The organism is Pseudomonas sp. NPDC089395 (assembly GCF_044749525.1).
Lineage (GTDB): Bacteria > Pseudomonadota > Gammaproteobacteria > Pseudomonadales > Pseudomonadaceae > Aquipseudomonas.
Genome location: NZ_JBIVID010000001.1, coordinates 874,767 through 890,632, shown reverse-complemented (window position 1 = coordinate 890,632; position 15,866 = coordinate 874,767). Strand labels below are relative to the sequence as shown.

Annotated in this window: 10 protein-coding genes; 4 read left to right on the top strand and 6 right to left on the bottom strand. The window is 64.1% G+C overall.

Translation table 11 applies throughout. The features are described 5' to 3' along the window. Nucleotides 1-149 precede the first annotated feature (149 nt). The 4 genes from ligA to ACIPZG_RS04100 form a co-directional block, all read right to left on the bottom strand. Nucleotides 150-2,480, bottom strand: coding sequence for an NAD-dependent DNA ligase LigA (gene ligA / locus ACIPZG_RS04115; RefSeq protein WP_400710470.1), 2,331 nt, complete (start codon nt 2,478-2,480; stop codon nt 150-152). Between the two features lie 100 nt (nt 2,481-2,580). Then, nucleotides 2,581-3,474 (bottom strand): cell division protein ZipA, encoded by an 894-nt coding sequence (gene zipA / locus ACIPZG_RS04110; protein WP_400710467.1) that lies wholly within the window; start codon nt 3,472-3,474, stop codon nt 2,581-2,583. Between the two features lie 205 nt (nt 3,475-3,679). Then, complete coding sequence (gene smc / locus ACIPZG_RS04105) at nt 3,680-7,168, bottom strand: chromosome segregation protein SMC (protein ID WP_400710464.1); 3,489 nt, start codon at nt 7,166-7,168, stop codon at nt 3,680-3,682. A 3-nt stretch (nt 7,169-7,171) separates the two neighbouring features. Further along, nucleotides 7,172-7,831, bottom strand: a complete 660-nt coding sequence (locus tag ACIPZG_RS04100; protein ID WP_400641859.1) for a GntR family transcriptional regulator — start codon at nt 7,829-7,831, stop codon at nt 7,172-7,174. A 266-nt stretch (nt 7,832-8,097) separates the two neighbouring features. On the opposite strand from ACIPZG_RS04100, the gene xdhA reads away from it, so the two are divergent. The 4 genes from xdhA to guaD all read left to right on the top strand — a co-directional run bounded on the left by xdhA (nt 8,098) and on the right by guaD (nt 14,266). Next, complete coding sequence (gene xdhA, locus ACIPZG_RS04095; protein WP_400710461.1) at nt 8,098-9,552, top strand: xanthine dehydrogenase small subunit; 1,455 nt, start codon at nt 8,098-8,100, stop codon at nt 9,550-9,552. Then, entirely contained in the window at nt 9,545-11,944 is a 2,400-nt protein-coding gene (gene xdhB, locus ACIPZG_RS04090; RefSeq protein WP_400710459.1) for a xanthine dehydrogenase molybdopterin binding subunit, read from the top strand. The genes xdhA and xdhB overlap by 8 nt, the downstream gene beginning before the upstream one ends. Nucleotides 11,945-12,105: 161 nt before the next feature. After that, complete coding sequence (gene xdhC / locus ACIPZG_RS04085) at nt 12,106-12,951, top strand: xanthine dehydrogenase accessory protein XdhC (protein ID WP_400710457.1); 846 nt, start codon at nt 12,106-12,108, stop codon at nt 12,949-12,951. Between the two features lie 10 nt (nt 12,952-12,961). Next, nucleotides 12,962-14,266, top strand: coding sequence for a guanine deaminase (guaD, locus tag ACIPZG_RS04080; RefSeq protein WP_400710454.1), 1,305 nt, complete (start codon nt 12,962-12,964; stop codon nt 14,264-14,266). Here guaD and aqpZ read toward each other — a convergent pair. Further along, nucleotides 14,263-14,961: an aquaporin Z gene (gene aqpZ, locus ACIPZG_RS04075; RefSeq protein WP_400710451.1), complete on the bottom strand. Its 699-nt coding sequence runs from the start codon at nt 14,959-14,961 to the stop codon at nt 14,263-14,265. The two genes, guaD and aqpZ, sit on opposite strands and share 4 nt — an antisense overlap. Nucleotides 14,962-15,099: 138 nt before the next feature. Beyond that, a complete protein-coding gene (locus tag ACIPZG_RS04070; protein ID WP_008091638.1) occupies nt 15,100-15,855 on the bottom strand; it encodes a GntR family transcriptional regulator in 756 nt (251 codons plus the stop codon). Nucleotides 15,856-15,866: the final 11 nt, after the last annotated feature.

The window sequence follows — 15,866 nt, the reverse complement described above, 5'->3', positions numbered from 1 at the left end:
AAGTCATCATTTCTCAATGACTTGTCCGGGGGTGAGGGTGTTCGGGAGGGCCTCATCGCCGGCAAGCCGGCTCCCACAGGCTCACCACAAGCATTGTATGCAGTGATGCCCCGGTGGGAGCCGGCTTGCCGACGATGAGGCCAGCGCAGTCAGACGGCGATGCCCTGCTCACCCAGAAACACGACAAACGCATCCTCATCCAGCACCTTGACCCCCAGCTCACTGGCCTTGGCCAGCTTGGAGCCCGCACCAGGGCCGGCCACCACGCAGTAGGTCTTGCCCGATACCGAACCGGCCACTTTGGCACCCAGGCTCTCCAGCTTCTCTTTGGCAAGGTCGCGGCTCATGCGCTCCAGCGTGCCAGTCAGCACCCAGGTCTGCCCAGCCAGGGGCAAGCCTTCGGCAACTTTCTTCTCGCTGCTCCAGTGCATGCCGAACGCCTGCAACTGAGCCTCGATGTCGCGGGCCAGCTGCTGGTTCGCCTCGTCCTTGAAGAATTCCCGCACCGCCTCGGCCTGCTTCGCCGCCAGCGCCTGGCGCAGATCGATACCGTCTGCCTCGATGATCTTCTCCAAGCTGCCCAGCTTGGCCACCAACTTTTCCGCCCCGGTCGGTCCGACCGAAGCGATATCGAGCTTGGCAATCAGTCCGGCCAAGGTAGTGCTGGCAGCGAACTCGGCCGCCAGCTCACCCTCGTCCTGCAACTGCATGCCACAGGCCAGCAACTGCTCGATCACCTTGCGGTTGTGATCGTCTTCGAAGAAGTTGTGGATTTCATGGGCCACTTCCAGCCCGATGTCCGGCAGGTAGGTCAGTACCTGCGGCAGTGCCTGCTGCACGCGCGCCAAGCTGCCCAGCGAGCGGGCCAGCACCTTGGCGGTCTCCTCGCCCACATCCGGGATGCCCAGCGCGTAGATGAAGCGCGCCAAGGTCGGGCGCTTGCTGGCTTCGATGGCATCCAGCAGCTTCTTGCTCGATACCTCGGCGAAGCCTTCCAGCCCGACGATCTGGTCGAATTCCAGCTTGTACAGGTCTGCCGGCGAGCCGATCAGTCCTTCGTCCACCAACTGCTCGACACTCTTCTCGCCCAGGCCATCGATGTCCATGGCGCGGCGCGATACATAGTGAATGATCGCCTGCTTGAGCTGAGCACCACAGGCCAGGCGGCCTACGCAGCGGTACACCGCACCTTCGCTGGTGACTTCCTTGCCCTTGCTGCGTTTGATCAACTGGGTACGCTCGACCTGCGAGCCGCACACCGGACACTCGCTCGGTACCTCTACCGGACGCGCATCCTCGGGACGCCGCTCGAGCACCACCTGCATGACCTGCGGGATAACGTCGCCAGCACGGCGGATGATCACCGTGTCACCGATGCGCAGCCCCAGTCGGGCGATTTCGTCCATGTTGTGCAGGGTGGCGTTGGACACCGTCACACCGGCCACCTTGACCGGCTTGAGGCGTGCCACCGGCGTTACCGCGCCGGTACGGCCAACCTGGAACTCCACGTCCAGCACTTCGGTGAGCTCCTCCATGGCCGGGAACTTGTGGGCGATGGCCCAGCGCGGCTCACGGGCGCGGAAACCCAGCTCGCGCTGGGCCGCTAGGCTGTTGACCTTGAACACCACGCCGTCGATCTCGTAGGGCAGGCTGTTGCGCCGCTCGCCGATGTCGCGGTAGTAGGCCAGACACTCCTCGATCCCCGCCGCATGCTTGAGCTCGCGGCTGATCGGCAGGCCCCACTGTTTGAGTTGTTCGAGAATGCCGATATGGCTCTCGCCGATGCTGGCAGACACCTGCCCCACGCCGTAGCAACAGAATTCCAGCGGTCGGCTGGCGGTGATCTTCGAGTCCAGCTGGCGCAGGCTGCCGGCAGCGGCGTTACGCGGGTTGGCGAAGGTCTTGCCACCGGCCTGGGCCTGAGCGGCGTTGAGGCGGTCGAAACCGGCCTTGCTCATGAACACCTCGCCGCGCACTTCGAGCACAGCAGGCCAACCCTCGCCTTGCAGCTTCAGTGGAATATTGCGCACGGTGCGCACGTTGGCGCTGATGTCCTCGCCGGTAGTGCCGTCGCCACGGGTGGCGCCTTGCACCAGCTGGCCATCACGATACAGCAGGCTGACCGCCAGGCCGTCGAGCTTGGGTTCGCAGCTGAAGTCGACCGCACCGGGCTGGTCGAGGCCATCCACCACACGACGCCCGAATTCACGCAGGTCAGCTTCTTCGAAGGCGTTGCCCAGGCTGAGCATGGGCACTTCGTGGCGCACCTGGCTGAACGCCGCCAGGGCTGCACCGCCGACGCGCTGGGTGGGCGAGTCAGGGGTCACCAGGTGCGGGTGCTCGGCCTCCAGCGCCTTGAGTTCGTTGAACAGGCGGTCGTATTCGGCGTCGGGCACGCTTGGTTCATCGAGCACGTAGTAGCGGTAGTTGTGCTGGTCGAGTTCGGCGCGCAGTGCGTGGATTCGGGATTCGGCGTTCATATTTCAGGCTCTCTTGCAAAGCAAAAGAGCAGCCCTTGGCTGCTCTTGCGCTTGTAACGGGGCGAGCAGGACCCAGACAAGGTCCGCTCGCTAAACTCCATCAACGTTTCTGGGTCAGCGCACGGCGCTCGAACTCGACGATGCGCTGGCGGTAATGCTCGATGGTCTGGGCGGTCAGCACGCTGCGCTGGTCATCCTTCAGCTCACCATTGAGCTCGTGTGCCAGCTTGCGCGCCGCGGCCACCATCACGTCGAAGGCCTGCTTCGGATGACGCGGGCCCGGCAGGCCAAGGAAGAAGCTCACCGCACGGGTGCTGAAGTGGTCGATGTCGTCCAGGTCGAAAATGCCGGGCTTGACCGCGTTGGCCATGGAGAACAGCACCTCGCCGTGGCCGGCCATGCTTTCGTGGCGGTGGAAGATGTCCATTTCGCCAAAACGCAGCCCGCTTTCGAGAATATTCTGCAGCAGCGCCGGGCCCTTGAAGCCGCCTTCGTCACGGGAGATCACGCTGATGACCAGCACTTCTTCCACGGGCGGCAGGTCCTTGGCGGCAGCATTGCCGGTCGCCGTGAAACCGTTGCTACGGTTGTTGTCGGCGGCGAAATCGTCGTCGGCATCGGCGAACAGGTCCGACTCACGCGGCTCGGCGGCCAGGTTGAGGTCACCCTGTGCCTGCACGGGGGCTTCGGCGACACGCTTGCCGCGCTTGCTGGCCTTGGCCGGCTTCGGCTCACGCTCGCGCTCTCGCGCAGGGGCGCTCATCGAAGGCAGGTCGCTTTCGTCCAGCTCCGGCTCTTTATGGGTATCCAGCACCCGCGGCGGGCCCAGCACTTCAGCGCCGCCCTCCTCGTCCGGGACGTTGGAGTAACTGCGATCCAGACGGAATTTCAACTTGCCTTTTCCGCCGCGCATGCGGCGCCAGCCGTCGAAAAGAATACCGGCGATGACAATGATGCCGATGAGGATCAGCCACTCGCGCAGACCGATTTCCATGTAATCCCGTGCCTCTATAAAAATATGCTTGAAAACAAAGGCTTCAAAGCCCTTTAACACGTGGCGCCAACTCTATGTTCTGACAGGCGTTTTACCCACGCAAAAAACGAGTGACATTAAGCTAGCACGACCAAAGACAACTTTACACCGTCTGTCGCACGTGGCGGGGGGCATTTACCTACAGAATGCGCCGCATCTTCGCTAATCAGGCCTCAACCATGGCTAGCGCTTCCTCCACGTCGACTGCCACAAGACGTGAACAACCGGGTTCATGCATGGTCACCCCCATCAATTGGTCCGCCATTTCCATGGCAATCTTGTTGTGGGTGATGTAGATGAACTGCACGCTTTCACTCATTTCCTTTACCAGCCGGGCGTATCGCCCGACGTTGGCGTCGTCCAGCGGCGCATCGACCTCGTCGAGCATGCAGAACGGTGCGGGGTTCAGCTTGAAGATGGCAAATACCAGCGCCAGCGCGGTCAGTGCCTTCTCGCCACCGGACAGCAGATGGATGGTGCTGTTCTTCTTGCCCGGTGGTCGCGCCATGATCGTCACCCCTGTATCGAGTAGATCTTCGCCCGTCAGTTCCAGATAAGCGCTGCCGCCACCGAAAACTTTTGGGAAAAGTGCCTGTAATCCGGCATTTATCTGATCAAAGGTATCCTTGAAACGGTTGCGGGTTTCTTTGTCGATCTTGCGGATGACGTTTTCCAGGGTCTCCAGCGCCTCGACCAAATCGGCATCCTGGGCGTCCAGGTAGCGCTTGCGCTCGGACTGCTGCTCGTATTCCTCGATGGCCGCCAGGTTGATCGCGCCCAGGCGCTGGATGCGCCCCTCGACCTGCTCCAGCTCCTGCTCGGTCCCCTGCTCGCTGGCATCGGCCTCGACAGTGGCGAGCACGCCCTGCAGGTCGTAGCCATCGGCCAACAACTGTTCCTGCAAGGTCTTGCGACGCACATCCAGGCCCTGGCATTCCAGGCGCAGCTGCTCCAGCTGGCCGCGCAGCAGCTGTGCCTGTTGCTCGGCCTGGGTCCGGCGCTTCTCGGCATCGCGCAAGGCACGGTCGGCTTCGTCCATGTGCAAACGGGCAAGGCGCATTTCCTCGTCGACGCTCATGCGCCGCTCCAGCAGTTCTTCGAGCTTCAGACGCAGCTCTTCCTGCGGCGCCTCGCCCTCCTCCAGGTTCAGGCTCAGTTGCTCCTGACGCTCGCTGAGGCGCGCAGCCTGCTGCTCCAGGCGTTCCAGGGCCTGGCGGGTGGAATCGTGCTGGGCCCGCAACGAGCCCAGGCGCACCGCCAACTGGTGGCCATGGTCCTTGTGCTGGCGGGCCTCCTGGCGGATGCGGTCGAGGCCTTCGCGCAAGGTATCGCGACGGGCCATCAGTTGCTCGCGCTGCTCGGTGTCCTGGGCCATCAGCTCAAGGGCTTCCTGCAGCAACAGCCGCGCCTCGCCCAGTTGCTCATGCTCCAGGGCGTGCTGCTCCTGGAGTTCGCTCAATTCTTCCTGGAGGCGCCGGCGACGCAATTCGACCTGCTCGGCGCGGGCGCGTCCAGCGCTGAGGCTGGCGTTCAGCTCGCCATGCTGGCGGTTTTCTTCCTGGGTACGGCGGCGTAGCTGTTCACGCTGTTCTTCCAGGCCCAACTGCTGTTCACGCAGCTCATGCAGCTGCTGATCCAACTGTTCCCGCGCGGCTTCCTGCTGCAGCTGTTCCTCGCCGAGGCGCTCGATTTCCTGGCCACGGGCCAGCACACCGCCCTGGGCCTCTCCTCCCCGGCTGACACGCAGGAAATGCCGGCCGACCCAATAACCATCGCGACTGACCAGGCTTTGCCCTTCGCCAAGCGCGGCACGCTGTGCCAAGGCCTGGGCGAGGTCTTCGACCGGCTTCACCTGGCCCAGCCAAGGCACCAGGTCGGTGCGTCCCTGGACCTTGTCGAGCAGGCTGCCGGGTTGGCGCGGTGCTTCGTCGGCCGCCAGCAGCAAGCGCAGTTCACCTTGCTCCAGGGCGCTGAAATCAAGGCTCGCGAACTCATCCACCAACACCGCCTGCAAGTCGGCGCCCAGCACGGTTTCCACCGCCAGCTCCCAACCCGAGTCAACGCGCAGCCCTTCAGCGAGGCGTGGTCGCTGCTCAAGGCCCTGGCCGCGCAGCCAGTCTGCGGCGCCAGCACCCGGTTCCAGCGCCGCCTGCTGCAGCGCTTCCAGGGAGGCCAGACGGCCGCCGAGGCGCTGCAGCTCGCCCTGTTGTTGCTGCTGCGCCTGGGTTGCCTGCTGCAGTTGCTCGCGGACGGCCTCCAACTGCTCGACCATCTGCCCTTCCGACAGCTGCAGCGCTTCCAGCAGCATTTCACTGCTGGCCAGTTGCTCTGCCAGCTCGATCATCGCGGCATCTTGCGGATCGGCACCGAGCTGGTCACGTTCCTCCGCCATTTTGCGCTGGCGCTCGGCCTGACGCTCCAGGCTCGCCTCCAGTTGCTGCAGGCGCGCCTGCTGCACCTCGGCCTGGCGCCGTGGTTCGGCAGAGCGGGTGTTGAAACTGTCCCATTGCTCCTGCCAGCCGTGCATGCCCAGCTCGGCTTCTTCGAGGGCCGCAGCGGCTTCCTCGGCAGCGGCCAGGGTCATTTCCTGTTCGGGCTCGAGCATGGCCAGCTCTTCGCCCAGAGTGGCCAGCAAGGTGCGATCGTGGCCCAGGTGCGACTCGGTTTCCTGGCGCGTGCGCTCGGCTTCCTTGAGGTCGTCCTGGAGCTGGCGCAAGCGCTGCTGGCCGTGCTGGATGCTCTGCTCGACCCGGGCAATATCGCCGGCCACCGAGTAAAAGCGGCCCTGTACCTGATTGAAGCGTTCGGACAGCTCATGGTGGCCATCGCGCAGGTGCTCGATGCTGGCATCGGCGTTGCGCTGCTCGGCGACCAAGGCCTCGTGGGCCACGCCCTGGTCACCGATCACCGCCTCGCGCTGGCGCACCCGTTCATCCAGGTCGCGCCAGCGCAGGGCCGACAGGCGCGCCTTGAGCTGACGCTCCTGGGCCTTGTATTCCCGGTATTTCTCGGCAGCCTGGGCCTGGCGGTGCAGGCGTTCGAGCTGGCGCTCCAGCTCTTCGCGCAGGTCGGTCAGCCGCGCCAGGTTCTCCTGGGTGCGGCGGATGCGGCTCTCGGTCTCGCGGCGGCGCTCCTTGTACTTGGAGATGCCTGCCGCTTCTTCGATGAAGTTGCGCAGTTCCTCGGGCTTGGCCTCGATCAGCTTCGAGATCATGCCCTGCTCGATGATCGAGTAACTGCGCGGACCCAGCCCGGTGCCGAGGAAGATGTCGGTGATATCACGCCGCCGGCATTTGGTGCCGTTGAGGTAATAGGTGTTCTGCCCGTCGCGGGTGACCTTGCGGCGGATGGAAATCTCGGCGTAGGCGGCATACTCGCCCAGCAGCGTGGTTTCGCTGTTGTCGAAGATCAGCTCGATGCTGGCCTGGCTCACCGGTTTGCGGCTTGTGGAGCCGTTGAAGATGACGTCGGTCATCGACTCGCCGCGCAGGTTCTTCGCCGAGCTTTCGCCCATCACCCAGCGCACCGCATCGATGATGTTGGACTTGCCACAGCCATTGGGGCCGACCACGGCCGCCATATTGCTGGGGAAGTTGACCGTGGTCGGGTCGACGAACGACTTGAACCCGGCCAGGCGAATGCACTTCAGGCGCATCGGTCAGCCTCGGGCCAGCGCCGCCAGCACCAGTTCGCAGCTGCGCTGGCAGTAGGCGGTGAGCACCTCGCGAATGCGCGGCAGGTCGCGAGCGACCACGGCGTCGAGCAGGCGGGCGAACAGGTCCAGGTAGTCGAGCATGTTGGCCTGGCGCTGATCCAGGGCCAGGTAATAGGCACGGCTCATGGCCGGCTGCAGGTTTTCCACGGTTTCCTGCAGGTACGGGTTGTCGGCGAACGGATAGGCGGCGCGCATCACCGCGAAGCTTTCGGCCACGAAGGACTTGATGTCCTGCTGCTCGCGCGCCTGCTGCAAGCGCTGCTGGATCTCCAGGAACGGGCGCAGATCGGCGTCCGTGCGCCATTTTTGTGCAACGGCATTGCCCAGCAGGATGTAGAACTCACCCATCAAGGCGCACAGGCTGCGCACGCTGCGCTCGTCGAGCCGGGTCACATGGGCGCCGCGACGCGGCAGGATCGCCACCAGATGGCGACGTTCGAGGATCAACAGCGCTTCGCGCACCGAACCACGGCTGACATTCAGTGCCTGGGTGACCTTCTGCTCCTGGATGCGCTCGCCGGGCGCGAGTTCGCCGCGAATGATGCGCTCGGCCAGGTAGTCGGCAATTTGCTCGGAGAGGCTGTCCGGCGCCTTGAACGTCATGGTTTTCCTTCAAAATCATTGAGCTTACACAAGTGGCGGATTGTAGCGCACTTGCCCAGCCCTCGCGCAGAGGGGCACGGCGCTTTATTTGGGCCTTCAGGCAACCTGCCACGCGGCGCGATCTATGCTTGATATATCGGCAGAGTGTTCGGTCGGGCGTAGGCGCGTGCATTTTCCTGACCTCAAAGTCAGAAAAATATTGACCAGTTCGTCAGGTCTGCTTATTGTCCGCTCAACAACAATAAAACCATTGCGAGGCCTTCCCCGTGATCCAGTTTCTCGTCAACCAGGAGCTGCGTAGTGAGCACGCCCTGGACCCGAACATGACGGTGCTGCAATACCTGCGCGAGCACCTGGGCAAACCCGGCACCAAGGAGGGCTGCGCCAGTGGCGACTGCGGTGCCTGCACCGTGGTGGTCGGTGAGCTGACCCAGGATGAACAAGGCCAGGAGAGCCTGCGCTACCGCAGCCTCAACGCGTGCCTGACGTTCGTCTCGTCCCTGCACGGCAAGCAACTGATCAGCGTCGAAGGGCTCAAGCACCAAGGTGAGCTGCACAGCGTGCAACAGGCCATGGCCGACTGCCACGGCTCGCAATGCGGCTTCTGCACCCCTGGTTTCGTCATGTCGCTGTTCGCCTTGCAGAAGAACACCCAGGGCCATGACCTGCACAAGGCTCAGGAGGCCCTCGCCGGCAACCTGTGCCGCTGCACCGGCTACCGGCCGATCCTCGATGCCGCCGAGCAGAGCTGCCGCCAACCCTGCCGCGACCAGTTCGATGCGCAGCAGGCGCAAACCATCAGCCGCCTCAAGGCCATCGCCCCGACCCAGACCGGCGAACTCAACAGCGGCGACAAGCGCTGCCTGGTGCCACTGACCGTGGCCGACCTTGCCGACCTGTACAGCTCGCACCCCGAGGCACGCCTGCTGGCCGGCGGCACCGACCTGGCGCTGGAAGTCACCCAGTTCCACAAGACCCTGCCCGTGATGATCTACGTTGGCCACGTCGCCGAGCTCAAGCGTATCGAAAAGACCGCCAGCCACCTGGAAATCGGCGCTGCCACCCCGCTGACCGACTGCTACGGCGCGCTCAACGAGGAATACCCCGATTTCGGCGAGCTGCTGCACCGTTTCGCCTCGCTGCAGATCCGCAACCAGGGCACGCTCGGCGGCAACATCGGCAACGCCTCGCCGATCGGCGACTCTCCACCCCTGCTGATCGCCCTGGATGCGCAGATCGTCCTGCGCCAGGGCGAGCGCCAGCGCAGCATGGCGCTGGAAGACTACTTCATCGACTACCGCATCACGGCCCGTCAGGACAGTGAGTTCATCGAGAAGATCATCGTGCCACGTGCCAGCAGCGACTGGGCCTTCCGTGCCTATAAAGTGTCCAAGCGCCTGGACGACGACATCTCGGCGGTGTGCGCCGCCTTCAACCTGAGCATCGAAGACGGCGTGGTCAGCGGTGTACGGATTGCCTTCGGTGGCATGGCCGCGATTCCCAAGCGCGCCCGCGCCTGCGAGGCGGCCCTGCGCGGCAAGCCCTGGAACCAGGCCAGCATCGAACGCGCCTGCCAGGCCCTGGCCGAAGACTTCACCCCACTCAGCGACTTCCGCGCCAGCAAGGAATACCGCCTGCTGACCGCGCAGAACCTGCTGCGCAAGTACTTCATCGAACTGCAAACGCCGTACATCGAAACCCGGGTGACCGACTATGTCTAACCATCACGCCGTCAAGAGCCAGGCCGAGATGGCCGAACTGTTCAGCCAGGACCTGACCACCGGGGTCGGTCGCAGCGTCAAGCACGACAGCGCCGACAAGCACGTGGCCGGGGAAGCTGTGTACATCGACGACCGCCTGGAATTCCCCAATCAGCTGCACGTCTATGCGCGCACCGCCGACCGTGCCCATGCACGCATCCTGCGCATCGACACCACGCCGTGCTATGCCTTCGAAGGTGTGCGCATCGCCATCACCCACGAAGACATTCCTGGCCTCAAGGACATCGGCCCGGTGGTCGCCGGCGACCCGCTGCTGGCCATCGACAAGGTCGAGTTCTTCGGTCAGCCGGTGCTCGCCGTCGCTGCCCGCGACCTGGACACTGCCCGCCGCGCGGCCATGGCCGCGATCGTCGAGTACGAGGACCTGGAGCCGGTGCTGGACGTGGTCGAGGCGTTTCGCAAGAAGCACTTCGTGCTCGACAGCCACACCCACCAGCGCGGCGATTCGACCACGGCCCTGGCCAGCGCCCCGCACCGCCTGCAGGGTACGCTGCACATCGGCGGCCAGGAGCACTTCTACCTGGAAACGCAGATCTCGTCGGTAATGCCGACTGAAGACGGCGGCATGATCGTCTTCTGCTCCACGCAAAACCCCACCGAAGTACAGAAGCTGGTCGCCGAAGTGCTCGACGTGCCGATGAACAAGGTGGTGCTCGACATGCGCCGCATGGGCGGCGGCTTCGGCGGCAAGGAAACCCAGGCCGCCAGCCCCGCCTGCCTGTGCGCGGTGATCGCGCGCCTGACCGGCCAGCCGACCAAGATGCGCCTGCCGCGTGTCGAAGACATGATGATGACCGGCAAGCGCCACCCGTTCTACGTCGAATACGACGTGGGCTTCGATGACAACGGCCGCCTGCACGGCATCAACTTCGACCTGGCCGGCAACTGCGGTTACTCGCCGGACCTGTCCGGCTCGATCGTCGACCGCGCCATGTTCCACTCCGACAACGCCTATTACCTGGGCGATGCCACCGTGCATGGCCACCGCTGCAAGACCAACACCGCCTCCAACACCGCCTACCGCGGCTTTGGCGGCCCGCAGGGCATGGTCGCCATCGAGCAGGTGATGGACCACATCGCCCGCCACCTGGGCCGCGACCCGCTGGCGGTGCGCAAGGCCAACTACTACGGCAAGACCGAGCGCAACGTCACCCATTATTACCAGACTGTCGAGCACAACATGCTCGAAGAGATGACCGCAGAGCTTGAGGCCAGCAGCGATTACGCCGAGCGTCGCGAGTCGATCCGCCGCTTCAATGCCAACAGCCCGATCCTCAAGAAAGGCCTGGCGCTGACCCCGGTGAAGTTCGGCATCTCGTTCACCGCCACCTTCCTCAACCAGGCCGGTGCGCTGATCCACATCTATACCGACGGCAGTATTCACCTGAACCACGGCGGTACCGAGATGGGTCAAGGCCTGAACACCAAGGTGGCGCAGGTGGTGGCGCAGATCTTCCAGGTCGACTTCAGCCGCATCCAGATCACCGCCACCAACACCGACAAGGTGCCCAACACCTCGCCGACCGCGGCCTCCAGCGGCGCCGACCTGAACGGCAAGGCGGCGCAGAATGCCGCCGAGATCCTCAAGAAGCGCCTCACCGAGTTCGCCGCGCGGCACTACCAGGTGACCGAGGAAGACGTGGAGTTCCGCAACGGCCATGTGCGCGTGCGCGACCAGATCGTCAGCTTCGAACAGCTTGTGCAGCAGGCCTACTTCGCCCAGGTGTCGTTGTCCACTACGGGCTTCTATCGCACGCCGAAGATCTTCTACGACCGCAGCCAGGCGCGCGGTCGACCGTTCTACTACTACGCCTTCGGCGCCGCCTGCGTCGAAGTGATCGTCGACACCCTGACCGGCGAATACAAGATGCTGCGCGCCGACATCCTGCACGACGTGGGCGATTCGCTGAACCCGGCCATCGACATCGGCCAGGTGGAAGGCGGCTTCATCCAGGGCATGGGCTGGCTGACCACCGAAGAACTGGTGTGGAACGCCAAGGGCAAGCTGATGACCAACGGCCCGGCCAGCTACAAGATCCCGGCGGTGGCCGACATGCCGCTGGATTTGCGGGTGAAGCTGGTGGAAAACCGCAAGAACCCGGAAGACACGGTGTTCCACTCCAAGGCCGTGGGCGAACCGCCGTTCATGCTCGGCATCGCCGCCTGGTGTGCGATCAAGGATGCCGTGGCCAGCATGGCCGACTACAAGGTGCAGCCGAACATCGATGCGCCGGCGACGCCGGAGCGGGTGCTGTGGGGCTGCGAGCAGATGCGCCAGGCGGTGGCTCGACAGCAAGCCGCCGACCAGGAACTGGAAACCGTGACTCACTGACATCGCAGGGCCCTTGTAGGAGCGGCCTTGTGTCGCGAAAGGGTCGCAAAGCGGCCCCAGGATCTCGAGTGCTACATGCATTTTGGGGCTGCTGCGCAGCCCTTTCGCGACACAAGGCCGCTCCTACAACGGACCACGTCGATCCTTAAAGAGGTTGAATCATGCACCAATGGATCAACGCCCTCGCCGACCACCAGTCCCGTGGCGAAGCCTGCGTACTGGTGACCATCATCGAGGAACGCGGCTCGACGCCGCGCAACGCTGGCTCGAAGATGGTCGTCAGCGCCACCGGCCTGTACGACACCATCGGCGGCGGCCACCTGGAATACAAGGCGCTGCACATCGCCCGGCAGATGCTCGAAGAGCACCGCACCACCCCGCACCTGGAGCGCTTCAGCCTCGGTGCCAGCCTGGGCCAGTGCTGCGGCGGCGCCACCGTGCTGCTGTTCGAGCCGATGGCCGCCGTGCAAGCCGAGATCGCCGTATTCGGCGCGGGCCATGTCGGCCGTGCTCTGGTACCCTTGCTCGCCGCGCTGCCCTGCCGGGTGCGCTGGATCGATTCGCGTGAACAGGAATTCCCCGAACTCATCCCCAACGGGGTGACCAAGGTGGTCAGCGAGGAACCGGTCGACGAAGTGGCCGAGCTGCCCGCCGGGTGCTACTGCATCGTCATGACCCACAACCACCAGCTCGACCTGGAGCTGACCGCCGCCATCCTCAAGCGCAACGATTTCACCTGGTTCGGCCTGATCGGCTCTAAGACCAAACGGGTCAAGTTCGAGCACCGCCTGCGCGAGCGCGGCTTCGATGACGCCGTGATGGCGCGCATGCGCTGCCCAATGGGCCTTGCCGAGGTCAAGGGCAAGCTGCCGATCGAGATCGCCGTGTCCATCGCCGGCGAAATCATTGCCACCTACAACGCCTGCTTCGGCCAGCACGACGCTGCCGTCAACGCCGGCCCCATTGCCCAACTGCTGCCGCCTTCCCGGCGCAGCCAAGCCCTTTGACGAGTGTGTTATGACCCTTACCCGCAAAGCCTACCGTGCCGCCATCCTGCACAGCATCGCCGACCCGGCCGAGGTGGGCCTGGAAGCCTCCCATGAATACTTCGAGGACGGCCTGCTGGTGATCGACGATGGCCGCATCAGCGCCCTTGGCCATGCCAGCGAGCTACTGCCGACCCTGGATGCCGACATCGAAGTGGTGCATTACCAGGACGCGCTGATCACCCCTGGCTTCATCGACACCCACATCCACTTCCCGCAGACCGGCATGATCGGCTCCTACGGCGAACAGTTGCTGGACTGGCTCAACACTTACACCTTCCCGTGCGAAAAACAGTTCGCCGACAAGGCGCACGCCGACAAAGTGGCGAAGATCTTCCTCCAGGAGCTGTTGCGCAACGGCACCACCACCGCCCTGGTGTTCGGCAGCGTGCACCCCGAGTCGGTCAATGCCCTGTTCGAAGAAGCCGAGCGCCTCGACCTGCGCCTGATCGCCGGCAAGGTGATGATGGACCGCAACGCCCCGGACTACCTGACCGACACCGCCGAAACCAGCTACACCCAGAGCAAGGCATTGATCGAGCGCTGGCATGGCAAGGGCCGCCTGCACTATGCGGTGACCCCACGCTTCGCCCCGACCAGCACCCCCGAACAGCTGTCGGTGGCCGGCCAGTTGCTCAAGGAGCACCCGAGCGTTTACCTGCACACCCACCTGTCCGAGAACCTGAAGGAAATCGACTGGGTCAAGTCGCTGTTCCCGGAACAGAAGGGCTACCTGGACGTCTACGACCACTTCGAGCTGCTCGGCGAGCGTTCGGTGTTCGCCCATGGCGTGCACCTGTGCGACGAAGAGTGTCAGCGCCTGTCGGAAACCGGTTCGGCCATCGCCTTCTGCCCGACCTCCAACCTGTTCCTGGGCAGCGGCCTGTTCAACCTGCCGCAAGCGGAGAAGTTCAAGGTCAACGTGGGCCTGGGCACCGATGTCGGCGCCGGCACCAGCTTCTCGCTGCTCAACACCCTGAACGAGGCGTACAAGGTCATGCAGCTGCAAGACGTGCGCCTGCACCCTTACAAGTCGCTGTACCTGGCCACCCTCGGCGGTGCCAGGGCACTGCGCCTGGACGACCGTATCGGCAGCCTGCGCCCCGGCAATGATGCCGACTTCGTGGTGCTCGACTACAAGGCCACGCCGCTGCTGGACTACCGCATCCAGCAGTCCGGCAGCATCGAAGAGACCCTGTTCGTGCTCACTACCCTAGGCGACGACCGCACCGTGCGCGAAACCTACGCCGCAGGGCGTTGCGTGCACCAGCGCTAAGGTGCTTTCGCCAGGCCCCGATAGAGTGCGCCGCCGATCGCAGCCCCGATCAGCGGCGCCAACCAGAACAGCCACAGCTGCTGCAGCGCCCAGCCACCGACGAACAGCGCCGGCCCCGTACTACGTGCGGGGTTGACCGAAGTATTGGTCACCGGGATCGAGATCAGGTGGATCAAGGTCAGGGCCAGGCCGATGGCGATGGGGGCGAAGCCTGCCGGTGCGCGCGAATCGGTGGCGCCCATGATGATCACCAGGAACATGGCGGTCATCACCACTTCACTGACGAACCCCGCCGCCAGCGAATAGCCACCCGGCGAATGCTCGGCATAGCCGTTGGAGGCCAGGCCCGACGACAGCTCGAAACCGGCCTTGCCGCTGGCGATGAAGTAGATCACCGCCGCCGCCAGAATGGCCCCTATCACCTGGGCGATCACGTAGGGCAGCAACTCTTTGGCCGGAAAGCGCCCACCCACCACCAGGCCGAACGACACGGCAGGGTTGAGGTGGCAACCGGAAATGTGGCCGATGGCGAATGCCATCGTCAGGACTGTCAGGCCGAACGCGAAGGCGACCCCCAGCACGCCGATGCCGAGGGGGGAGCTGGCAGCCAGTACCGCACTGCCACATCCGCCCAGGACCAACCAGAAGGTACCGACCAGCTCGGCACCCATACGCACACCCAAAGACGTCGTCATTGACCTTTCCTCAGTAGTTGAACGCAGTTAATGCGCAAGCCCAACTACTTTGAAAGGGGTTTGCAAGTAGCAAATTTATCAGGGATTTGGCGAAAGGCCAGTAAACGCAAGCCCGCTCCCACCAGCCCAGGCAAACGATCAACCCTTGGCGGACGCCTTGGGCTTCTTCAGCAGGTGGGAAAACACCGCATGCAAGTCGTCCGAGGCGCTTTCCTCGTCGAGGTTCAACTTGCTGTCGATATGGTCCATGTGGTGCATCATCAGGCTTACCGCCTGCTCGGCGTCACGCGCCTCGATGGCATCGATCAGTTGCATGTGCTCATCGTAGGAGCAGTGCGAACGGTTGCCGCTTTCGTACTGGGCGATGATCAGCGACGTCTGCGACACCAGGCTGCGCTGGAAGCTGACCAGCGGGGCATTACCGGCCGCCTCGGCCAGCTTGAGGTGAAATTCACCGGAAAGACGGATGCCAGCGCCGCGATCGCCACGGGAGAAGCTGTCGCGTTCTTCGCGCACCATCTGCCGCAACTCGTTGAGTTGCTCCAGGGTGGCATGCTGCACGGCCAGTTCGGTGATCGCACGCTCGACCATGCGCCGCGAGAAGAACACCTGGCGCGCCTCTTCCACCGTTGGGCTGGCCACCACTGCGCCGCGGTTGGGCCGCAGCAGCACCACGCTTTCATGGGCCAGGCGCGACAGTGCGCGGCGGATGATGGTGCGGCTTACGCCAAAGATCTCGCCCAGCGCTTCCTCGCTCAACTTGGTGCCCGGCGCCAGTCGCTGTTCGAGGATCGCCTCGAAGATATGCGCGTAGACGATGTCGTCCTGGGTACCACTGCGGCCAGCCTTGCCGGCACGTGCAGGTTTCTTCAGAGGTTGCAGCTGTTCGTTCATGAGCTCTCGAA